The 18,338-nt window shown below is 71.6% G+C and carries 23 protein-coding genes; 6 read left to right on the top strand and 17 right to left on the bottom strand.

All coding sequences use genetic code 11. The features are described 5' to 3' along the window. Positions 1-45: 45 nt before the first annotated feature. The 13 genes from BMW99_RS30870 to BMW99_RS39485 all read right to left on the bottom strand — a co-directional run bounded on the left by BMW99_RS30870 (position 46) and on the right by BMW99_RS39485 (position 10,082). A complete protein-coding gene (locus BMW99_RS30870) occupies positions 46-321 on the bottom strand; it encodes a hypothetical protein (RefSeq protein ID WP_075017972.1) in 276 nt (91 codons plus the stop codon). A gap of 387 nt (positions 322-708) precedes the next feature. Continuing rightward, complete coding sequence (locus BMW99_RS30865; protein WP_079139115.1) at positions 709-1,752, bottom strand: MSCRAMM family protein; 1,044 nt, start codon at positions 1,750-1,752, stop codon at positions 709-711. 121 nt (positions 1,753-1,873) lie between these two features. Next, positions 1,874-2,404 (bottom strand): hypothetical protein, encoded by a 531-nt coding sequence (locus tag BMW99_RS30860; protein WP_069467537.1) that lies wholly within the window; start codon positions 2,402-2,404, stop codon positions 1,874-1,876. Between the two features lie 390 nt (positions 2,405-2,794). Next, complete coding sequence (locus tag BMW99_RS30855) at positions 2,795-4,054, bottom strand: ATP-grasp domain-containing protein (protein ID WP_407640341.1); 1,260 nt, start codon at positions 4,052-4,054, stop codon at positions 2,795-2,797. Between the two features lie 35 nt (positions 4,055-4,089). After that, positions 4,090-5,247 carry an MFS transporter gene (locus BMW99_RS30850; RefSeq protein WP_079139042.1) on the bottom strand — a complete coding sequence of 386 codons (1,158 nt, stop codon included), beginning with the start codon at positions 5,245-5,247 and terminating at the stop codon, positions 4,090-4,092. A gap of 68 nt (positions 5,248-5,315) precedes the next feature. Then, positions 5,316-5,969 carry a winged helix-turn-helix transcriptional regulator gene (locus tag BMW99_RS30845; RefSeq protein WP_069467170.1) on the bottom strand — a complete coding sequence of 218 codons (654 nt, stop codon included), beginning with the start codon at positions 5,967-5,969 and terminating at the stop codon, positions 5,316-5,318. Next, entirely contained in the window at positions 5,966-6,868 is a 903-nt protein-coding gene (locus tag BMW99_RS30840; protein ID WP_075017970.1) for a winged helix-turn-helix transcriptional regulator, read from the bottom strand. Before BMW99_RS30840 ends, BMW99_RS30845 begins: the two co-directional genes overlap by 4 nt. A 62-nt stretch (positions 6,869-6,930) precedes the next feature. Then, positions 6,931-7,236, bottom strand: a complete 306-nt coding sequence (locus BMW99_RS30835) for a hypothetical protein (protein WP_069463560.1) — start codon at positions 7,234-7,236, stop codon at positions 6,931-6,933. A gap of 82 nt (positions 7,237-7,318) precedes the next feature. Next, positions 7,319-7,792 (bottom strand): hypothetical protein, encoded by a 474-nt coding sequence (locus BMW99_RS30830; RefSeq protein WP_069463561.1) that lies wholly within the window; start codon positions 7,790-7,792, stop codon positions 7,319-7,321. After that, positions 7,789-8,325 (bottom strand): hypothetical protein, encoded by a 537-nt coding sequence (locus tag BMW99_RS30825; RefSeq protein ID WP_143080584.1) that lies wholly within the window; start codon positions 8,323-8,325, stop codon positions 7,789-7,791. The genes BMW99_RS30830 and BMW99_RS30825 overlap by 4 nt, the downstream gene beginning before the upstream one ends. 138 nt (positions 8,326-8,463) lie before the next feature. Next, positions 8,464-9,285 (bottom strand): hypothetical protein, encoded by an 822-nt coding sequence (locus BMW99_RS30820; protein WP_069463563.1) that lies wholly within the window; start codon positions 9,283-9,285, stop codon positions 8,464-8,466. Between the two features lie 15 nt (positions 9,286-9,300). Beyond that, on the bottom strand, positions 9,301-9,606 hold the full coding sequence (locus BMW99_RS30815) for a hypothetical protein (RefSeq protein ID WP_069463564.1): 306 nt from the start codon (positions 9,604-9,606) through the stop codon (positions 9,301-9,303). A gap of 104 nt (positions 9,607-9,710) precedes the next feature. Then, positions 9,711-10,082: a hypothetical protein gene (locus BMW99_RS39485; protein ID WP_079138410.1), complete on the bottom strand. Its 372-nt coding sequence runs from the start codon at positions 10,080-10,082 to the stop codon at positions 9,711-9,713. 33 nt (positions 10,083-10,115) lie between these two features. On the opposite strand from BMW99_RS39485, the gene BMW99_RS39480 reads away from it, so the two are divergent. Then, entirely contained in the window at positions 10,116-10,367 is a 252-nt protein-coding gene (locus BMW99_RS39480; protein WP_079176242.1) for a hypothetical protein, read from the top strand. Positions 10,368-10,390: 23 nt separating this feature from the next. Here the strand turns inward: BMW99_RS39480 and BMW99_RS39475 are convergent, their stop codons facing one another. The 4 genes from BMW99_RS39475 to BMW99_RS30795 form a co-directional block, all read right to left on the bottom strand. Beyond that, the gene (locus BMW99_RS39475; protein WP_069463565.1) at positions 10,391-10,885 is read right to left on the bottom strand and encodes a DUF3631 domain-containing protein; all 495 of its coding nucleotides are present in this window, start codon (positions 10,883-10,885) and stop codon (positions 10,391-10,393) included. Beyond that, a complete protein-coding gene (locus BMW99_RS30805; protein ID WP_079138412.1) occupies positions 10,882-11,325 on the bottom strand; it encodes a hypothetical protein in 444 nt (147 codons plus the stop codon). Before BMW99_RS30805 ends, BMW99_RS39475 begins: the two co-directional genes overlap by 4 nt. Next, a complete protein-coding gene (locus BMW99_RS30800; RefSeq protein WP_075017968.1) occupies positions 11,322-11,954 on the bottom strand; it encodes a DUF4913 domain-containing protein in 633 nt (210 codons plus the stop codon). The genes BMW99_RS30805 and BMW99_RS30800 overlap by 4 nt, the downstream gene beginning before the upstream one ends. 120 nt (positions 11,955-12,074) lie before the next feature. Further along, the gene (locus BMW99_RS30795) at positions 12,075-12,827 is read right to left on the bottom strand and encodes a DNA-methyltransferase (RefSeq protein WP_069466503.1); all 753 of its coding nucleotides are present in this window, start codon (positions 12,825-12,827) and stop codon (positions 12,075-12,077) included. A 337-nt stretch (positions 12,828-13,164) separates the two neighbouring features. Between BMW99_RS30795 and BMW99_RS30790 the strand changes: the two genes are divergently transcribed. The 5 genes from BMW99_RS30790 to BMW99_RS30770 all read left to right on the top strand — a co-directional run bounded on the left by BMW99_RS30790 (position 13,165) and on the right by BMW99_RS30770 (position 18,281). Next, positions 13,165-14,310: a C40 family peptidase gene (locus tag BMW99_RS30790; RefSeq protein WP_075017967.1), complete on the top strand. Its 1,146-nt coding sequence runs from the start codon at positions 13,165-13,167 to the stop codon at positions 14,308-14,310. 99 nt (positions 14,311-14,409) lie between these two features. Then, positions 14,410-14,694 (top strand): hypothetical protein, encoded by a 285-nt coding sequence (locus BMW99_RS30785; RefSeq protein WP_069467233.1) that lies wholly within the window; start codon positions 14,410-14,412, stop codon positions 14,692-14,694. Then, complete coding sequence (locus tag BMW99_RS30780; RefSeq protein WP_069467232.1) at positions 14,691-15,383, top strand: hypothetical protein; 693 nt, start codon at positions 14,691-14,693, stop codon at positions 15,381-15,383. Before BMW99_RS30785 ends, BMW99_RS30780 begins: the two co-directional genes overlap by 4 nt. 42 nt (positions 15,384-15,425) lie before the next feature. After that, positions 15,426-16,760 carry an SCO6881 family protein gene (locus tag BMW99_RS30775; RefSeq protein WP_075017965.1) on the top strand — a complete coding sequence of 445 codons (1,335 nt, stop codon included), beginning with the start codon at positions 15,426-15,428 and terminating at the stop codon, positions 16,758-16,760. A 57-nt stretch (positions 16,761-16,817) separates the two neighbouring features. Next, a complete protein-coding gene (locus BMW99_RS30770) occupies positions 16,818-18,281 on the top strand; it encodes an SCO6880 family protein (RefSeq protein ID WP_075017964.1) in 1,464 nt (487 codons plus the stop codon). Positions 18,282-18,338: the final 57 nt, after the last annotated feature.

Genomic DNA, 18,338 nt, shown 5'->3' with positions numbered 1-18,338 from the left:
AGCGGGATGCGGGCAGGGGCGGCTCCGGGGTGTCGGCGTTCGTGCTCAGTTGTCTTCTTCGGCGACACGCAGCGGGGTGCGCCGGGTGCGGACGGGCGACTCGGTGAGCGGCAGCCAGCCCAGCGCCTGGGCGGCCGGCACGGGCAGGTGTTCCTGGTGCCCGTTCTCCGCGATGAAGACCGTCTGCCGGCCGTTCTCGTCCAAGGCGGTGATGTCGCCGATGCTGTGGGAGAAGGGGAAATCGGGGTTGATGGCCAGCCGTACGCTGCTGGCTGGGTCGAACGCGCGCAAGTGCTCGATCAGTTCGCCGACAGTATTCATGCGGCTCCTTTCAGCAGGAGGCGTTGGGGACGTGTGGTCCTGCTCGGTGGGAACAATCCGACCGGGCCCGGTCAGAGGGACCGCACGGCGACAGACACCGTTGTGCGATTTCGTCCGGCGCCATCCTTTTGCCACTGAGCAGGACGTCGCGCATGGCGCACGCTTCGCGGCTGTCACAATGCGGCAGGCATGCAGGTCTGTTCTCCTTCGGGACAGCGGTTGACGGGAATGCGTCAATTTTGACATGCCCGAAGATGTTATTCCAGTCCGTGTGGCATATTTGCTGTCTGCCGTCGGCGAACTCGTGTCCGCCCAGAAACAGCGAAAGGCGGCGCCCCCGTGGACGCCGCCTTGTGTTCCGCTACCGATTCCGTGTCGGATTTTCCGCTACGGCGCCGTTTCCGGGTCGTTGGGAGAAAGCCTGACTATTCCATTTTCTTTTCCCGGCTTGTCGTGGGAGCGCCGGTAGCGGACGCCGGACAGGGCCCCGGCTCCGATGATCATGAGCAGGCCGGCGGTGCCCGCCAGCCAGGTGGTTCCGTCGGCGCCGGTGTGGGCGAGCTGGGCGCGTGGGGCGGACGCCGTCGGCGTGCTGGACGTGGACGGCGATGGTCCGGCTGCGGATGCCGAGGGGCGCGTGGTGGGCCGACCGCCGGAGACCGGTGCGGCAGCCGGATCTGTAGAAGCGGGTGTTGTGGGTCCGGTCGTCGGCGTGGTGGCCGGTGGGGTGGTGGGCGGCGTGGTGGTGTCGGTGAGGGTGATGGCGATCAGTCCGGCGGGCTCGGCGCGGACGATGATGGGCTTGCTGTGGGCGGGGGCGCCGTGCGGGCCGGAGCGTTCGGTGACGGTGTAGGTGGTGCCGGTGCGGGCGGTGACCGGCAGGCTTGCCTGGGCGCTTCCTGAGGGTCCGGTGGTGAGCGTGAACGCCTTGCCGGTGCTGCTGGTGATGGCGATGGCGGCGCCGGGAACCGGCTGGTGGGCGCGGTCGGTCAGGTGGACGGTCAGGCTAGCCGGGGTGAACGGGTCGGTCACTGTGACCGGCACGGTGACGCCGTCGGGCACGACGACGTCGCGGTCGGGGGCGGGCTGGACGGTGGCGGAGCCGGTCGCGGTCTGCCGCAGGTGGTAGACGCCCGCGGGTAGTTCGGGGAAGGCGAGGATGCCGTCGGGCCCGGTGATAGCCGTGGCCGAGGTCGTACCGGCCAGGTCGGTCAGGGTGAACGCGGCGCCGGACACGGGCGTGCCGTCGGTCGCGGTAACGCGCAGGCCGATGCCGCCGGGCACCACGGCGCGGGGCGCGGGGCTGTGGGAAGCGGACGTGCTGGGAGTGGGGGTTGTCGCGGAGGCCGGAGCCTGCCCGAGAAACGCGAGGACGGTGGCGGTCAGGGCGAGGGCGCCGGAGCGCAGCACAAGGGGGCGGGGGCGGTGCACTAGGAAAGAGTCTCCCGGAGTCGGATGAACAGGCGAAGGGGCGAAGCGGGAACGGCTGGTGGGCTGGTGATCACTGCGACCGTTCCCAGGGGCGCGTGGGCGGCTGTGGTCGTCGGCTGCTTCACCGGGGCCGGCGGGGTGTCCGGTCGGCCGGCGGGGTGGGCAGCGCGGTGACGCCGCGGACCCGGATCCGTCGGGCCGGGAGCGGGGTCAGGGGCGGGATGCTGGTGTTGAACCACATCCGCACGTACTGGCTGAGCGCCTCCTGCAGGCCGGTGAAGTCGCCCTCCGCCCACGGCGGGCCTTCTGCTGAGCCGTCGCGGATGGTGCCGGGTTTGAGGTTGATGTGCCCCTCGGCGTGCAGGCGTTCGTCGCGGGCGGTGAAAGTGCCGTGGTCGGCGAAGGTCAGGTGGTGGCTGTCGATGGCGCCGTGGTCGGGGTGGATCACGGCCAGGTGCAGGCCGCTGTACACGTTCTGCCGGATGGTCGGCGAGAACCGGATCCGCAGCCGCAACGGGGACGCCGCCGCGGGGGCGGCGTAGAAGGTGTCGCCGATGACGACAGCGGCGTCAAGGGGCAGGTCGAGGGCCTGGGTGAAGAAGTCGGTCGCGTGCAGCGCTATGGGAGTCCTCCCGGGGGTCGGCGGGTTCATCGGCCCGGCCCCGGGGCGGTACTCGCGCTTGGGGCGGCGACAGGCGGAGCAGGCGGCGGCAGATGTCGGGTTGCGGTGCTGGTCGACCAGCGCGGCACGCTGACCGCGCGCAGTGCCGGTGCCCGGCGCTGCTGCCGGCGGGCGACCTCCAGCGGCGTCGGCACCGCCGGCCGCTCAGGCACCGAGACAGGGGGGCGGAGCAGGGTGGCGTTGCGGCGGCAGGCGTTCAACGGGGCGCCGGCGCTGCCTGCCAGGTAGCGAGGCGCCACGAGCAGGTCGTCGTACGAGCTGTCACGGAGCAGGCGCTGGCGGCGCGCGAATCCGCTCATGTCACGGGGAGTTGAGGTCACAGGTGCTTTCTGTCGAAAGGGCCGGACTGACGGGGATTGATCAGGCCGCGGGCAGCGGCTCTGTGGCCGGGGCGACGTCCACGCTCATGTGGCCGAAGGCCCGTTCGGCGCGTCTGGCGGCCAGGGCCGCGGTCGGTGCGGTGACCACGACCAGTCCGGCCCGGGCGGTGAAACTCGAGCCTTCCGGCGGGAGGACCAGGCGGTCGCCGTCCTCGCATAGCCAGGTGGCGCGGTCCAGCCAGGGTGTGCCGGCGGCGAAGCCGCGGGTGAGGTGGCGGGAGGTGACGGTGCCGGAGACCTGGGGATAGTGAATGCGGACGGAGGCTGCCTGGTGGCGGGTGGGGGTGAGGTCGGGGGCGCGCCGGCAGGCGATGTCGGCGGCGGCGCGGGCGAGCTGGATGCCGGTGGCCAACTCGACGAGGCGGCCGATCATGTCCCCGGCGAGGCGTGCGTTGACCTCGATGACCCGGGGTCCGCGGGAGGTGTGGCGGATCTCGGTGTGGCAGACCCCGCATTCCACGCCTAGGGCGCGCACAGCGGCGACCGCGACTGGCCCGGCTTCGGCCAGAAGCGGGTCACCGGCGGCAACAAGGTGGCCGGTCTCCTCGAAGTATGGCAGCGACCCGAGGGTCTTGCGGGTCACGGCCACCGGGATGGTGGCGCCGGCGAACGTGACGGTCTCCACGCTGACTTCCGGCCCGTCGAGGTACTCCTCGACCAGCACCTCGGTCGACTCCCGTGCCAGGGCGGCGCCGGCGGTCGCGAAGGGGAAGGCACCGGGGAGGTCCTCGCCGCGGTCGACGTAGATAGCGCCGACGCTCGCGGCATGGGCGGCCGGTTTGATCACGACGGGGAAGCCGCCGACGGCATGGGTCGCCGGTCCCGCCTCCAGCAGCGTGGCGGCCTTCATCGACGCTGCCGACGGCACGCCCGCGCGGGTGAAAGCGGTCCGCGCGGTGGCCTTGTTGCGGCAGGCCAGCATCACCTCGGTGGTGTTGGAGGGCAGTCCGAGGTGTTCGGCGAGACGGGCGGTGGGCACCAGCATCCACTCGGTCCAGGTCATCACCCCGCCCAGGGCGTGCCGGTCGGCGAGGGCACGGCCGGCCGCCAGCAGGGACTGCTCGTCGTAAGGATCGGCGATCTCGAAGTCAGCGACGTACGGGGCGTGCTCAGCAGTAGGCGGGGCGGAGTCGATGACGACCACGTCGTAGGCGGCGGCCACCTGTTGGAGGCAGAACCCCCTGTAGGAGAAGTCGCCGGGCATGGTGATCAGAACGGTGGGACGAGAAGGCAAGAACACTCCGAACGCGACGGCGAGAGGATGGGTTGGCGGGGTCAGCCGGACGAGGCGGCAGCAGTCCGGTGCGGTGCGAGGGCCGTGCGGGCCTTGGTGAACGCCGCCGCCAACGCCATGGCCTGGAGCGCGGCGAGGCCGGTCAGGAGCTGGCTGAGGACGGCGGGCGGGGTGCAGGCAACCAGGACGCCGGCCAGCGGGAACGGCAGGAGCAGGATCAAGATGGTGGCGGCCAGGGTCGGGGCGAACGCCTCCTGGGGGACGAGCTGCGAACGCAGGGTCCGCAGCACTACGGTCATCCCGGCTTCGGAGGCCATCAGGACCGCGACCAGCACCGTGTAGGCCGGGAAGCGGTGAGCCTGGGCGACGCCGAGGCAGGCGGCGGACGCTACGCCCGCGGACAGCGCGCCGACCGGCCATAGCCCCCACCGCTCGATCGCCGGCCGGCTGGCCGCCACCACGAGCAGCGTCGCCGCGGCAGCTACCGACCACACCGCTCCCACCGACGCGCTGGACTGCCCCAGGTTCCGGACCACGATCACCGGAGCGGCGGCCTCCAGCGTGCCGGTGGCCAGGTTGGATACCGCGAGGCCGGCGACCAGCCACGCCAGTGCGGGCCGGGACCGCAGTGTCGCCCATCCCGACATGGCGGGTACCGAACCGCGTTCGATGGACGACTCTTTCGGGGGTTGAGGTCCGGTCGGAACGGCAGCGGCGGCTGTCGCGGACATCGCGGCGACCGCGCCGAGAAGCCAGCCGGGTCCGGCCCATTGCAGGAGGGCTGAGCCGGCTGCGGGTCCGGCGAGCATGGCGCCCTGGTCGATACCCAGCAGCACGCCCTGGACCCGGTGCGGGCGGGTGGTTGCCTGGCTGGCGACAGCGCCCGCGGTCTCAGCGGCGACGTAGCTGAACTGCGACAGGACGCCGTTCAGCGCGGCCAGGGCCATCACCGTCACCGTCGTGGCAGCCCCGCTGGCCGCGCCGGCCAGCACCGGAACGGCCGCCAGGAGGACCAATGCGCGGACGGCAGCCGCCATCCTCATGACGTGGCTGGCGCCGTGGCGGGCGACCAAGGCCCCGGCCCGCCCGAAGGAGGCGAGCCGGGGCACCCATTCCAGCGCGAACGCCAGCCCGGTCAGGACCGGGGATTCGGTGGTGGCCAGGACCAGCAGGGGCACGGTGTACGTGGCGGTCGCCATCGCCCCGGCATCCGCCGCCCGCGGCAGGTACACCCCACGCCACAACCCTGGCGGGGAGAGCCGGTGGGTCAAGCGGACCGCCGAGCCGCCGGAGTCCGGGCGGGTCCTGGGATGGTGGCGCGCAGCCCGGGCCGGGTATCTGTTCGCCGCTGGAGCAGGCTGGCGTGGGCACGTGCCCAGGAGGCCAGCGCGGTCAGCGGACCGCGAAGGTCCTGCCCGGCAGAGGTCAGGGCGGGTTCGCCGTCGCGCAGGACGTACATGAAACCGGCATCGGTAAGGCTGCGCTCTGCCTCCGGGTCGAGCTCGCTGGCACGGTCCGGGCCGGCGGTGTCCAGCACCGTGAGCAGGTCCCGGTCGCGCAGCAACCGCAGACCGGCCTCGACCCGGGTGACGAAGTCGCCCTCCTCGGCGGGGAAGTGGTGCTTGCGGGCCCAGCGGGACAGCGCATCGTGGACATCGCCGAGCCCCTCACCGGCGTCGGTGAGGACGTAGCAGTCGCGTCCGGAGTCCTTGCCGTAGGCGACCAGGCCCCGGTCGCGCAGCGCCCGCAGCCCGTAGGAGAACTGGTCGTGCGTCAGGTCCGAGAACGTGCCTGCGACCAACCCGATCGGCACCGGCCCGTGGTCGGTCAGCTCAGCGGTCAGACGGGTGGTCCACTGCCGCCCCAGCAGCTCGGCAGCGGCGACGACCAGATCGGTGGTGGAGGAAGGTCGCTTGCTCATCGGCCACGCCCACCCGTCGCACCGGCACCGGCCAGCGGCGCGGCAGTGCCGCCATGGGAGAACAGGTCACCTGGCCGCCACTTCGCGCCGGGGCCGGGCGCTGTCGACAGGGCGGGGCCGGGGGCGGGGATCGTCACCCCCGCCAGGGAGACGGGTCGGCGGGGGGCCGCCGGGCGGACCGGTCCCTCCTGCTGGGGCTCCTCCATCGTCCAGATGGGGTGCTTGCGCGCGGAGGTGGCGGGTCGGCCGGCCGCCCAGGCCGACAGTGCGCGGAAGACCGGGCCCAGGGACCGGCCGTGGTCGGTGAGGCGGTAGCCGCGGCTGCCGGTGCGCTCGGCGAACTCGTCGTCGACGAGCTGGCCCAGTGGCGCGTACAGACGGCCCGCGGTCAGCGCCCCGGGCAGAATCGCGGCGAGTTCGGAGCCGGTCGCGGTGCCTGCGGCCCGCAACCCCCACATGGTGGCGGTGATGTGCCGGGCGGTGATCAGCGCGAGGGTGTCCTCGGCGTTCTGTGCGGCCGGTATCCGCTCCGGCTCCCACATCCCCGGCAGACTCTTGCTGGGGACCTTCCGCTTCTCCAGCCGGGCATCCCCCCACTCGACCAGGGCGCGCAGAACCGGGGCGATGGCCTGGCCCCGGTCGGTCAGCCCGTAGGCGACATTGCGGGCGCTGACCGCCTCACGTGCCACCAGCCCGTCCGCCGTGAGGGCCTTCAAACGGGGGCTGAGCTGGCCATCGGCCAGCAGCGCCAGGCGCGGCTTGATCTCGGTATAGCGCAGCGGCTGCTCGGACAGGGACATCAGCGTCCACACGCTCCAGCGCGGGGCGAGCATATCCAGCGCTTGGGTGACACGGTCCAGGTCGGCGACAGCGGCACGGGACAGACCGATGGCGGTCAAGAAGAAAGCACTCTCCTGGTGAAGGGGACTGGGGGTTCGGGGATGTCGGGCTGGAAGTTGGTTCAGCGGGTGCGGAGAAGGTCCGCGGGCTGGGCGGGGCCGGCGGCCAGAGCTGCGGGCAGCGCCGGCGCAGGTGGCGGCTCACGGCGGCGCAGGCCGTCCAGGACCGCGGTGGCGGCTGCCAGATGGGCGTTGCGGGCGGTGACCGCCAACGCCAACCGCTGGGCGCTATCGAGCAGGTCACGGGCGTTAGGTTCATCGATCGCCTGCGGCGAGATGGTCAGACTCCGGAGCCGGCCGCGGAGGGAGTCGATGCTGCGTTCGGCGAACTCGATGTCGCTGTGCAGCCGCAGGACTGCACCGATCAACGTGGTGTCGGGGTGTGCTTCTGTTTCCAGGCGGAGTCCGGCAAGCGGCTGGCCCCACAGAGCCTCGATCCGGGTGGCGATGTCAGCGGCGGTGGCGACCAGCGCCCACCTCCGTGACCCGTTCGCTGGTCCGGACCGGCCGCACGGTCAGAGCGCCGTCCGCCGTCGCCACGGCATGGGCCGTGGCGTGGGTGAACGACACCGGCCGCCGCGCGGTCGGCGACGTCGCCGGCGCGTTCTGCAGCAGCTCGCCGAGGGTCTCGGCGTAGCGGAGGCCAACGCGCTGGGTCGCCTCCAGGACGGCCACATCGAACCGCAGGTCGTCCGCCGATGTCCCGTACAGGTCGACGGCCTTGGCCCTTGCTTCGTGGATGCGCTGTCGCGTCTGCACGGCCTGGTCCTCGACCATCGCCAGCCAGGAGCGCAGTTCCAGGACCCTCACCAGGGCCGGCAGTGCCTCGCCGGTCTCGACCTGGGTATACAGCACGTCCATCGGCCGGCCGAAGGCTTCGACGATGGCGCTGTCCTGGGTGGTGGGCATCTCGGCGGCGTTCATCGGCGCACCCCTGCTGCCGATGCGGACGCCGAGGTGGCCGAGCGGGGCGGCATGCTGGTGGTCAGGGCTGGCGGGCGCCGCACTCCCAGCGCCTCACCCCTGGCCCTCCCGTCCTGTTTGCCGGGGGCGTCCGGGTTGAGCAAGAAGCGGACCACCAAGGCGCGCCCGTCCCGCACGGTCACCGCGGCATCCACTGTGGCCGCCAGGACCATCTGGTCCTCGGTCAGCGGCGCGGTGTCCCCAGTGGCCAGGACGTCCACCAGGGCGTTCTCGGCGTCCTCCAGGAACTTCTGGGCCTCGGTGACCTGGTCGAACCAGCGCAGCACCTCACTGACTCCCGGGACCCGATGGGGCTCGGTGGCCGTCAGGGTGCGCAGGTCCCCCAGGCTGTGCCCGAAGCGTTCGCGGACCTCGGCCGCCAGCACCTCCAGCACCCCGTCAGCGTCCACCGGAACCGGCGCCGGGGCGGTGGGGACGGGTTCGCGCGACGGCGGAATGCTTCCCGGAGCAGTGAACTTGGGGAATTGACGCATGCGGAAATAGCCTCCTGGCAGAGGAATCGGAAGAAGGGAACCACTGGTGCAGTGGGTGCGGCGGGGAACGGTTCTATGATCTGGAGAAAACGCGTTTTGCCTGACGGTATTTTTCGTGCTATCTACCGGCGCGGGGCGTCAGCGGCGCGGCCCCGAAGCCCCCGAAGGTGGGGGTACCGCAGGCCGGGAGGCTGCGCCGGGCCGGGAAGTGCGCAATGCCGGAGGAAGCGGTCCGGGGCGCCCATCCAGCCATTCCCGCGCCCCGTCCTCATCGGCGAACCCGCCTTCGCGCAAGGTGTAGGTGCCGGCATTCATGTCCGCTGCCTCGATAAAAACTCGCACCGGGGTGCCGGCTGATTCGGGGTGCGTATCGCGCAGCAGGGCCCAGGACTCGAACGGGCCGCCGTCGTCGGTGTAGTGGTCGACGAGTGTGTACCGATCGGGCGATGTCCGCAGGTGCGTCTCCAGGATCGTGGTCTCCTGGTCGGCGGGTTGGGTGGCCCGTTCGGGCGGCAGCACGATGGCTTCGGGCGGGCATCCCCGGGCCACCAGCCACTGCTGCGCCAGCGCCACCATCGGCAGATGTGCCGTGTCGAAGTCGAACGTCCGCCACATCTGGTTGCGGACGAGGTGCACGGCCACGAGATTGGCGGTGCCGGGGATGTCCCAGGTGGCCGAGGAGTCGAACAGCACGGCGAAGCTGCTGTCGCCCTCATGGTGGTTGGCCAGCAGGGTGTATTCGGGCTCGTTGAGCAGGAACGTGTGCAGGCGTTCCGTGGTCTCGCCGGCGGCCTTGAAGCCCTTGGTCCGCAGCGCGCGGCTGAAGACGAACTTCCGGGAGGACCGCTTTCGGTCATCCGCGGTCGTGCCGGCGGCAGGCGCGTAGTCCGCGAGGGGAAAGAGGGCATTCGGATCGAGCGGGCAGCCGTCACCGGGCCGGTTGCTGTCAGGGTCGGGCACGGTCCTCCGGGAGGGTCAGGAGCAAGGAGAATGGGAGCCGCCTGCCGCAGACGACGAGTGCTGCGGCCCGGCGGCGAGTTGCGCGTCCAGCAGCTTCGACAGCGCCCGGTATGCCGCGTCGCGGCGGGTGTTCTGCCGGGCGAGCAGTCCCCGGAGCTGGGCGGTCCGGGTCGGCGGGTGGGGGCGGGAGGTCAGCCGGGCCCGGGTGACCGCGGCGTCCTCGGCCGCCTGCAGGACGGCGGTGTACAGGCCGAAGGCCCGCTTGCGCGCGGCCTCCTCGTGCGCGGTGCGCTCGTCCTCGTGGTCCCGGGGCCACAGCATCTCGACGAGCTCGGCGGCCTGCCGAAGGCGCTGCTGGAACGACGGCTGCCCGGAAGAAGGCCGGCTCTGGCGGTGGGGAGTGACGGGGCGGATCGTTCCTCCAGTCAGCGGCGGTTGGCGGCCGGAAACGGCGCGCCGGCGGGCGACGGAGCGGTGGGAGTGGGAGAACGGCCGGTGAGGGTCCGGCGGCCGAAGGCGGTCAGGGCGACCGGCTGGCCGGCGTGCAGCGGATGGGCACGGTCGACCTCGACGAGACCGGCCTTCTCCAGCCGCTGCAGGGCCGGAAACGGCAGCCTGGTGCCGGAGGCGGTCACCACCGACAGTCGCTGGGTGACCAGGTGCTGGTGGAGTTTGGCCCCGCGCACCAGGCCCAGCAGGTGGGCGAAGTCCGGCGCGGTCAGATCCGGCAGGTCACCTTCGTCCCGGGAATGCGCCGCATGCTCCAGTGGCTCCAGGACCGCGGCCGTGGCGTCCACGCTCGTATCGCGGCGGGTGACGGCTTCGGCGAGGTGGCGCATCACCCTCGCCAGGCGTTCCAGCAGCGCCTCGTCCGCCGCGTCCTCGCCGCCGCTGAGCTGGTGCAGCCGGCCGAGGTGATAGGCAACTTCGGCCTCTTCGCCAGCAAGGTCCTGGTGCGCTTCGGCCAGGACGATCAGGTCGGCGGGAAGCAGACCGTCCGCGTGGTGGCGCTGCAGTTCCTGGCCGGTGAAGCCGGTCAGCGCATGGATACGGTCGTCCAGCGCAGTGGGAGCTGGAGGTGACGTGGGCAGGATGGGGCGGTCGTTCAGCGGTACCCTCCCGCCTCGGCCGCGAGCAGCGTACTGCGCCGGTAGGACTTGCGGCGGCGCCCGTCGGGCAGCGTGGCGTCCCGGGTGGTCACCTCGTACGGGGCGAGCAGGTGCGCGAGCCGGGCCTGGGTCAGGTCGGCGAACCGCCACCGGCCGACCGCGATACCGGGAGCGTGACGCAGCAAGGCGACCAGGTCCTCCGAGGCCATCGCCTCGGGATCGCCCAGTTCCTCGAACGCCACCAGGCACGCCTCCACGATGCCCGTCGGCGCCGAACCGGCCGACGGGCAGGGCGCATCGGGCCTGCCGGCTTCCCCGGCTTCCGGCTGCTCGCAGTCCGGGTCGAGGAGGGCGTTCAGGAACTCGGCTGCGAGCGAGACGATCCCGCAGCAGGTGGCGGGAACGGGCGCGCCGGAGGGTCGCCATCGGTTACCGCAGCACGCGGTCGGGGTGGGCAGGTCCGCGGGAACGCAGTGGTTGGAGCAGGTCAACGAGTGGTGCCTTTCGCGGGGATCGTGGCGGAGGGAAGGGGAACCAAGCGGGGCGCGGGGAGCTTTGTAGCCTGGGGTGAGCGGGCGCGGGCGGCGTGCGCGAGGGCGCTGAGCGGCTGCCGGTCCAGCCCCAGGCGGGAGGCAACCGCGGTGTAGACGTCGAAGCGCGCTCGCGGGCGCACCGCCGCGACGAACACCTCCCGGGCGTAATGCTGCGCCGACGGAGCGGGCCGCAGGGAGTAGACCAGGCGCCAGCGCGGATCCAGCACGACGCTGCGGTATCCCGCGAGCGTGCCGCCCAGTTCCTCGCCCTGCGGTTCCCCGTCCAGGACGGTGGACAGGCATTCCAGCGCGGCGGTGCGGATCTCGGGCGGCGCGAGCATCAGGTCGTCCACCACGCGCGGGTCGACGGCCAGGCCGAAACGGGGCTCGCCGTTCACGCCGCCACCCCGCTCGCAGCCAACTGCTCATCGCCGGGGGTGGGCGCCGGGCCGTGGGGGCTGGGCAGGATCCGGTGGGAGGGCCGGTCCAGGCTGGTCATGCACGCGCTGAGCGGCCCGCCCGGCGCGCGGATCGCGGCCATGGTGTGGGTGAGGAAGTCCCGGTGCCACACCGCGGGCCCCGACGGGCCTGCCTCGGGGTCGGTGTGCTGCTGGTACGCCATCCACAACGCGTGCAGCCATCCGACGACCTCCAGGTGCTCGGCCCACTGCTGGCACCACGGCGTCGCCGTGGACACCTCGGCACCGTAGGTAGGCAGCAGGAAGTCGTGCACCCAATCCGACAGCGCGTCCAGCTCCGCCTCGAACGCGGTGCCGTCCAGGGTCAGGATGAACCGCGGTTCCGGAGCCGCCGGTCCCGGCCGACCCGGCGCGAAGCCCGGGGCAATGCTGGCGTAGGGCAGGGCCGAGTCGTCCGGCGCGGCGGATAGGGAATCCAGGAGTCGGGCCTGCTGTTCGGATTCGGCGATCAGCTGGCGAACGCTGGCCTCCAGGCCCTCCACCCCTCGGCCCGGAAATCGCAGGGGTTCCATTTCCTCCTTATCGCAGGGGTCGATGGAATCGGGCATAGGCAGCTCCTTGCACCGCCGCAGCGGTCAGACGCGAATGGGAAACGGGCATGCGGAAACATCGGCTATCGGCTCGGACTGGCCGGGGCGGGGAGATTACTCGCCCCGGAGAACCTCCGGTCAGGCGGCCAGGGTGCAGTCGTCCTGGGTCAGGGTCTGGTTCACGGCCTCGGTGAGGCGGTCGGCGGCGACTTCCGCGTAGTGCGGGGTCTTCTCCACGCAGATCGCGTCCCGGCCTTCCAGGAGGGCGGCGACCCCGGTCGACCCGGAGCCGGCGCAGAAGTCCAGGACGGTGCCGCCCTCGGGGGCGATCTTCACCAGCTCCCGCATCACCTCCACGGGCTTCTGCGTGATGTGCTTCCGCTTGGCGCCCGAGGGCTGGGAGGCGCTGTACAGGCCCGGCAGGTAGATCGCGCGGGAGGAGTCCATGGGGCCGTTGGAGCCCCACACGATGAACTCCGCGTTCTGGGTGAAACGCCCCTTCTGGGGCCTGGCCTGCGGCTTGTGCCACACCAGGATGCCGCGCCACAGCCACCCGGCGGCCTGCAGAGCGTCGGTGGTAATCGGCAGTTGCCGCCAGTCGGTGAACAGCAGCGCCGTCCCGCCGACCTTGGTCAGCCGGTGGGCCTCGGTCATGATCTGGGTGAGCCAGAACCCGTAGGAGCGCTGGTCCATGTTCTCGCCGGTGAAGTCGGCGAGAGCATGCTCGGCATCGACGGAGGTGTACTTCTGCTTCGCGGTACGGGAGGTGCGCTCCTTGGCGGTACGCCCGCCACTGTTGTACGGCGGGTCGGTGATGACCGCGTCCACGCAGTCGTCGGGAAGGGCGGTGAGCACGCTGAGCGCGTCACCCTGGTGGAGAGAAAAGGGCAAAAAGGAACTCCGGTGGCAGAGGAGGGGGCGGGGTGGGCGCCCCGAACATCCGCCGCCTGCGACAGGTACGAAATACCGGCCAGGTAGCGGGGGCGGGTTCGGGAGATTCCAAAACGATAAGCCCCGGGTGTCCGTGGCGGCGAGTCCTTCACGATATTTCAGATCCAAGACGCGAATTATTTGGTCGACGGCCAATACCGGCCTACAGTTTTGGAATTCCCGCTGCCCGATCCCGCTCCACCCCCATCCCCGAACGAAGGACCCGCGCCCTGACCCTCCACCGCCTTCGACCAGTCCACCGCCCGCTGCACACTGACCAGCCCCGGAGCCGCCACGGGTGAAGGGGCTGGCGGCCGTCCTCGGCCTGCTCTGCCTGACCCCACTCCTGATCGCCGGCCTGTCCGCGGTCTCCGCCGCCGGAGCCGGACCCGCCTTTCTCACCGCCGCCTGCACCACCGGCACCGTCGACACCGCCGCGGTCGAAGCGCAGGTCGTCGTCATACTCGGCGGCACCGCCCCCGGCCCGGACTCACACGTCGACGGCCTGGACCTGCCCGCGGAGCAGATCCCCAACGCCAAGGCCATCATCGTCACCGGCATCACCCTGCACGTCCCGGCCCGCGGGCAGATCATCGCCCTGGCGACCGCACTGCAAGAATCCCGGCTGCGCAACCTGCCCACGGGAGACCGCGATTCGGTCGGCCTGTTCCAGCAGCGGCCCTCCGAGGGCTGGGGCACCCCCGCCCAGCTCCTCGACCCCGTCTACGCCAGCTCGAAGTTCTACTCCGCGCTGCTCGCGGTGCCCGGCTGGCAGCAACTCACCGTTATCCAGGGCGCCCAGGCCGTCCAGCACAGCGCCCTCCCGGACGCCTACGCGACCTGGGAACCCCTGGCCACCGCCCTGCAGCAGGCAATCACCACCACCCTGCCCGCCACCGAACAACCGACCAACCCGGACAGCCCGGCCGACACCACCGGCCCGCCTGCGCCGGTGACCGGTTGCGGGCCGGCGGACGACGGCTCGCAGTACGGGCCGATCCCGCCCGGCACCGTGCCGGCCGGCTACACCATCCCCGCCGACGCACCCGAAGCGGTCAAGACCGCGATCACCTGGGCGATGCACCAGCTCGGTACCCCGTACCAGTGGGGCGGCTCGTGCACCGACTCGCACGGTCCGGACCCGATGGGCCGCTGCGACTGCTCCAGCCTGGTGCAGCAGGCATACCGCGAAGCCGGCATCACCCTGCCGCGCAACACCTACACCCAGGTCAACGCCGGCGTCCCCGTCCCGCTCAACGCCCTCCGTCCCGGTGACCTGCTGTTCACCGAAGGCAGCCCCGACCATCCCGAACACGTCGGCATCTACCTCGGCGCCGGACTCGTGATCGCCGCCCCGCACACCGGAACTGTCGTACGGATCGACCCGATCGCGCAGTGGGACGTCCTAGCCGCGCGCCGCCTCACCGCCCAGCCCGCCGGCTGACGTCTCCCGGCGCCCCCGAACTCCGCGTCCCTGCCCTTTGCGTTCCCACTAAGGAGCTGGCTCATAGCCTCACCCACACCTTCGTCCCTCCACGGCCAGGTGCTGGCCTACGACCCCGGCATCAAGCCCGCCGCCGGCGGCCTGCCCGGACTCGACGTCCTGCAGAAGATCGTCAGCAGCATCAACCTCTACGGCATCATCGCGGTCGTCGGCGCTCTCGCCGCCAGTCTGGCGATGTGGGCCTGGGGCCACTTCTCCGGCGGCCACCAGGCCGAGGCCAACGGCAAGAAGGGCACCATCGCCTCCGTGGGCGCCGCCCTCGGGCTCGGTGCCGCCAACGGCCTGGTCCTGTTCTTCTCGGCCCTGGGGTCGCAGATCAAATGACCCCCCGCCGAAACCCCTTGCCCCACCCGGCCACCTGGTCGCCGCTCGCCCAGCGCACCGCGATCATCGCCCTGGCCACCGCGGTCCTGCTCGCCCTGGCCGGCACCGCCGCCTGGATCACCAACCGCCCAACCAACACTCCCGCCACGGCCGCCGTCACCACCACCCCGGCTCCTACCGCCGTACCCTCGTCCGCCGCGCCCTCGGCGTCGCCGGCCTCCAGGACCGGATCGGTCGCCAAGCCGCCGCACTTCACCGATCCGCTGGTCTACGCGAAGGCCGCAGCCAGTCTGTTGTGGTCCTACGACACCCGCACCACCAGCCGTGACCAGCAGCTCGCCGGCATGCGCGCCTGGATGGCCACCGGCACCCAGTACGCGAACTGGGCGGCGATCAGCGGCCAAGAGCCGGACCCGGTTCTGTGGTCCCGGATGGCGGACAACCAGCAGTACGCCACCGCCGCGGTCACAGAGTCACACTTCCCCTCGGCTTTCAAGCAGGCGCTCACCGACGACCCGTCAGCACTGACCAAGGCGTACATCTACGCCGTCACCGTAACCGGCATCCAGAACATCGCCTGGAACGGCGGCGGCGCCGGAGCCGAGTCCCGCGCGGTCACCCTGGCGATCCAGTGCCGCCCGAACGCCGACTGCGCGCTGGTCGACATCGCCCCCAGCGTCGCGCCCTGACCCGCCGCTTCCCGGCAATCCCGACAGAGAGGTAGCGCCCGCGTGGGCTTCTGCTCCATCCCCGTGGCCGGCAAGCTGTGCGACGCCGCCGGGGCGATCAACTTCGCAACCGACCCCGGCAAGGCCATCACCGACGGCATCGGCGCCTGGATCGCCAAGTCCGCAGGCGAATTCGCCGCCGCCTGCGCCGATCTGGCCGCCGAAGGCGTCAACACCACCACCCGCGTCGACCTCAACGCCGGATGGTTCCGCGACAACTACCAGATGATCCTGCCCATCGGCCTGGTCATGATGGTCGCGACGTTCTGCGCCCAGCTGGTCCGCGCCGCCTTCAAACGCGACACCCGCGCCCTGTCCCAAGCCTTCGTCGGCACCGCCTCCGGCGTGCTGTTCTCCTTCGCGGCAATCTCTGTCACCACGGTCGCGCTCACCGCCACCGACGCCCTGTCCGACGGGCTGTTCGCGGAGGCTCACACCTCCATCCAGACCGCCGTGCGACGGATGGTGACCGTCTCCGAGATCGGCGCCATGTCCGGACTCGGCTGGCTCGTCCCCACCTTCGCCGCATTCGGCGCCGCCATCGGCGCGGTCCTGTTCTGGTGCGTGATGATGGTCCGCAAGGTCGGCATCCTCGTCATGGTCACCCTCGCACCGCTGGCCGCAAGCGGCGGCGGCTGGGAAGCAGCCCGCCGCTGGCGCCGCGGCTGGATCGAAGCCACCGCCACCCTGATCTTCTCCAAGCTGCTGATGACGATCATCTTCCTGCTCGGCATCTCCGCCATGGGCCGCACCCAAGCCGCCGACGGCATGGGGGCACTGGCCGACTGCATGTCCGGCATCGTGATCATGCTGCTCGTTTTGTTGTGCCCCTACGCGGTGTTCAAGTTCGTCCACTGGGCGTCCGAAGGCGCCGACGCAGAAACGATCCATCGCGCCGGCGGCACCGGGGCCATGATGGCCCGGCAGCACACCGAGCGCGCCGGTCGTAAGGCCGCGGCGGCGATGTCCGGCGGAGCAGCAGGCGGCGCTGCCGCCGGGGCCGGCTCCCCGCAAGGCCCCTCCCAGATCCCCGGACAGGGCCCCGACGGCATCGCCCAGATCAACCCCACCGGCAGCAGCAGCGGCCACGGCCACGGCCAGGAATCCGGACCGAGCAGCTCGCCAGCAGCAGCCAGCCTGGCCAAGGCGGTACAGCCGCACCCGACCAGCCCGAACGACGACACCAGCCAGCAACCCGGAGGAGCACCCGCGCCACCGGATGCGGACTGGGCTCGCGTTCCCGGGGCCGGCTCCGGCAGTAGCAGTAGCGGTAGCAGTGGCCAGCCTGTCTCCGGTTCCAGTGCGGCACCGCCCCCGCCGTCACCGACCGGAACCTGAACCCGGCCCGACTGACCCGACCACCCATCCGGCCCCTCCCAGAAACGGCGTTCGCTCATTTCTGACCAGACCGTGCCGCTCACGGTGCGTTTCCCCCACCGCCCGCGCCGCGGCATCCTGCTCGGCCTGTCCCTGCCCCAACTCCTGACCGCGTCCGCAGCCGTCCTCTTGCTGATGATCACCGTCATGACCGCCGGCGTCCTCGGCGCGGTCGCCCTGCTGCCGCTGTGGGCGGCTGTCGCCGCGGTGGTGTTCGTCCGGCACGGGGGGCGCACCCTGGTCGACTGGGCTCCGGTCACCGCCCGCTACCTCTACCGCAAGTGGTCGGGGCAGCGGCTGTGGCTGGCCCACCCGGTCTCCCGCCCCCAGGTCCAGGGACTTCTGCACCTGCCCGGAACCACCGCGTCGCTCCGCGTCGTCTCCCCGGCCGGGGTGAATGCCGCGGCCCTCCACGACCCAAGAGCGCAGACCCTGACGGCCGTTGCACGGGTCAACGCGAGAGCGTTCGCGCTGCTGGACCCGGCCACGCAGAACGCCAACGTCAGCGCCTGGGGCCGGGCGCTGGCAGGTATAGCCCGCACCGGCCACATCAAGACCGTCCAGGTCCTGGAACGCACCGTCCCCGACTCCGGTGACGCACTCGCCCGGCACTGGCAGCAGCACGGCAGGCCCGAAGCACCGGTCGCCGGGCAGGTCTATGGCGAGCTTGTCGCCTCCGCCGGTCCCGCCGCCGCCCCGCACGAGACGTATCTCGTCGTCGCGTTGGACCTGCGGGCGGCGCGGCGGCTGGTCTCCCAGGCCGGCGGCGGCCTGTACGGCGGCTTCACCGTGCTGGGCCAGGTCACCGCCAGCGTCAGCGAGGCCGCCCGCAACGCCGGTCTGACGGTGACCGGGTGGCTGTCCACGCGGGAGATCGCCGCAGTCATCCGCACCGCCTACGACCCCGTCGCGCTCTCCCGTCTCCAGCAGTGGTCACCGGCCGGGCATGCCGAAGCCAACCCCGCCGCCGCCGGCCCGGTGATCCAGGTCGAGGAGTCAGACCGGCTGATCACCGACACCGCGCAGCACGCCACGTACTGGGTGGAGAACTGGCCCCGCACCGAGGCCCATCCCGGGTTCCTGCACCAACTGCTGTTCACCGCCGGTGCCCGCCGCGCCTTCTCCCTGATCTACGCACCTCAAGGACTCGAGTCGGCGCTGCGCGACGTCCAGCGCCGGAAGGCGACGATCATCGCGGACGCCGCCGAGCGGCAGCGCAAGGGCCAGGTCGACTCCGAGGCTGACAGCATCGAGTACGCCGACACCAAAGAGCGCGAAAGGGAACTGATCGCCGGACACGCCGATGTCGCCCTGACCGGGCTGCTGGCCCTGTCCGCCGACACACGCCCAGCCCTGGACGCCGCGTGCGCCGCCGTGGAAACTGCCGCAGCCGGAAGCCAGATCGACCTGCGCCGCCTGACCTACCAGCAGGCAGAAGCGTTCACCCTCGCCGCGCTGCCCCTCGCCCGGGCTGCCCTGTGACCATCTAACCGACCGCGGACCGCCCCGTACACCGCGTAGTCTCCGGCGACATTCAAC

Origin of the sequence: Actinacidiphila rubida (assembly GCF_900110255.1) — a bacterium.
GTDB classification, from domain to species: Bacteria; Actinomycetota; Actinomycetes; order Streptomycetales; family Streptomycetaceae; genus Actinacidiphila; species Actinacidiphila rubida.
The sequence above is the reverse complement of the archived record's forward strand: the minus strand, read 5'-3'. Positions and strand labels throughout refer to the sequence as shown.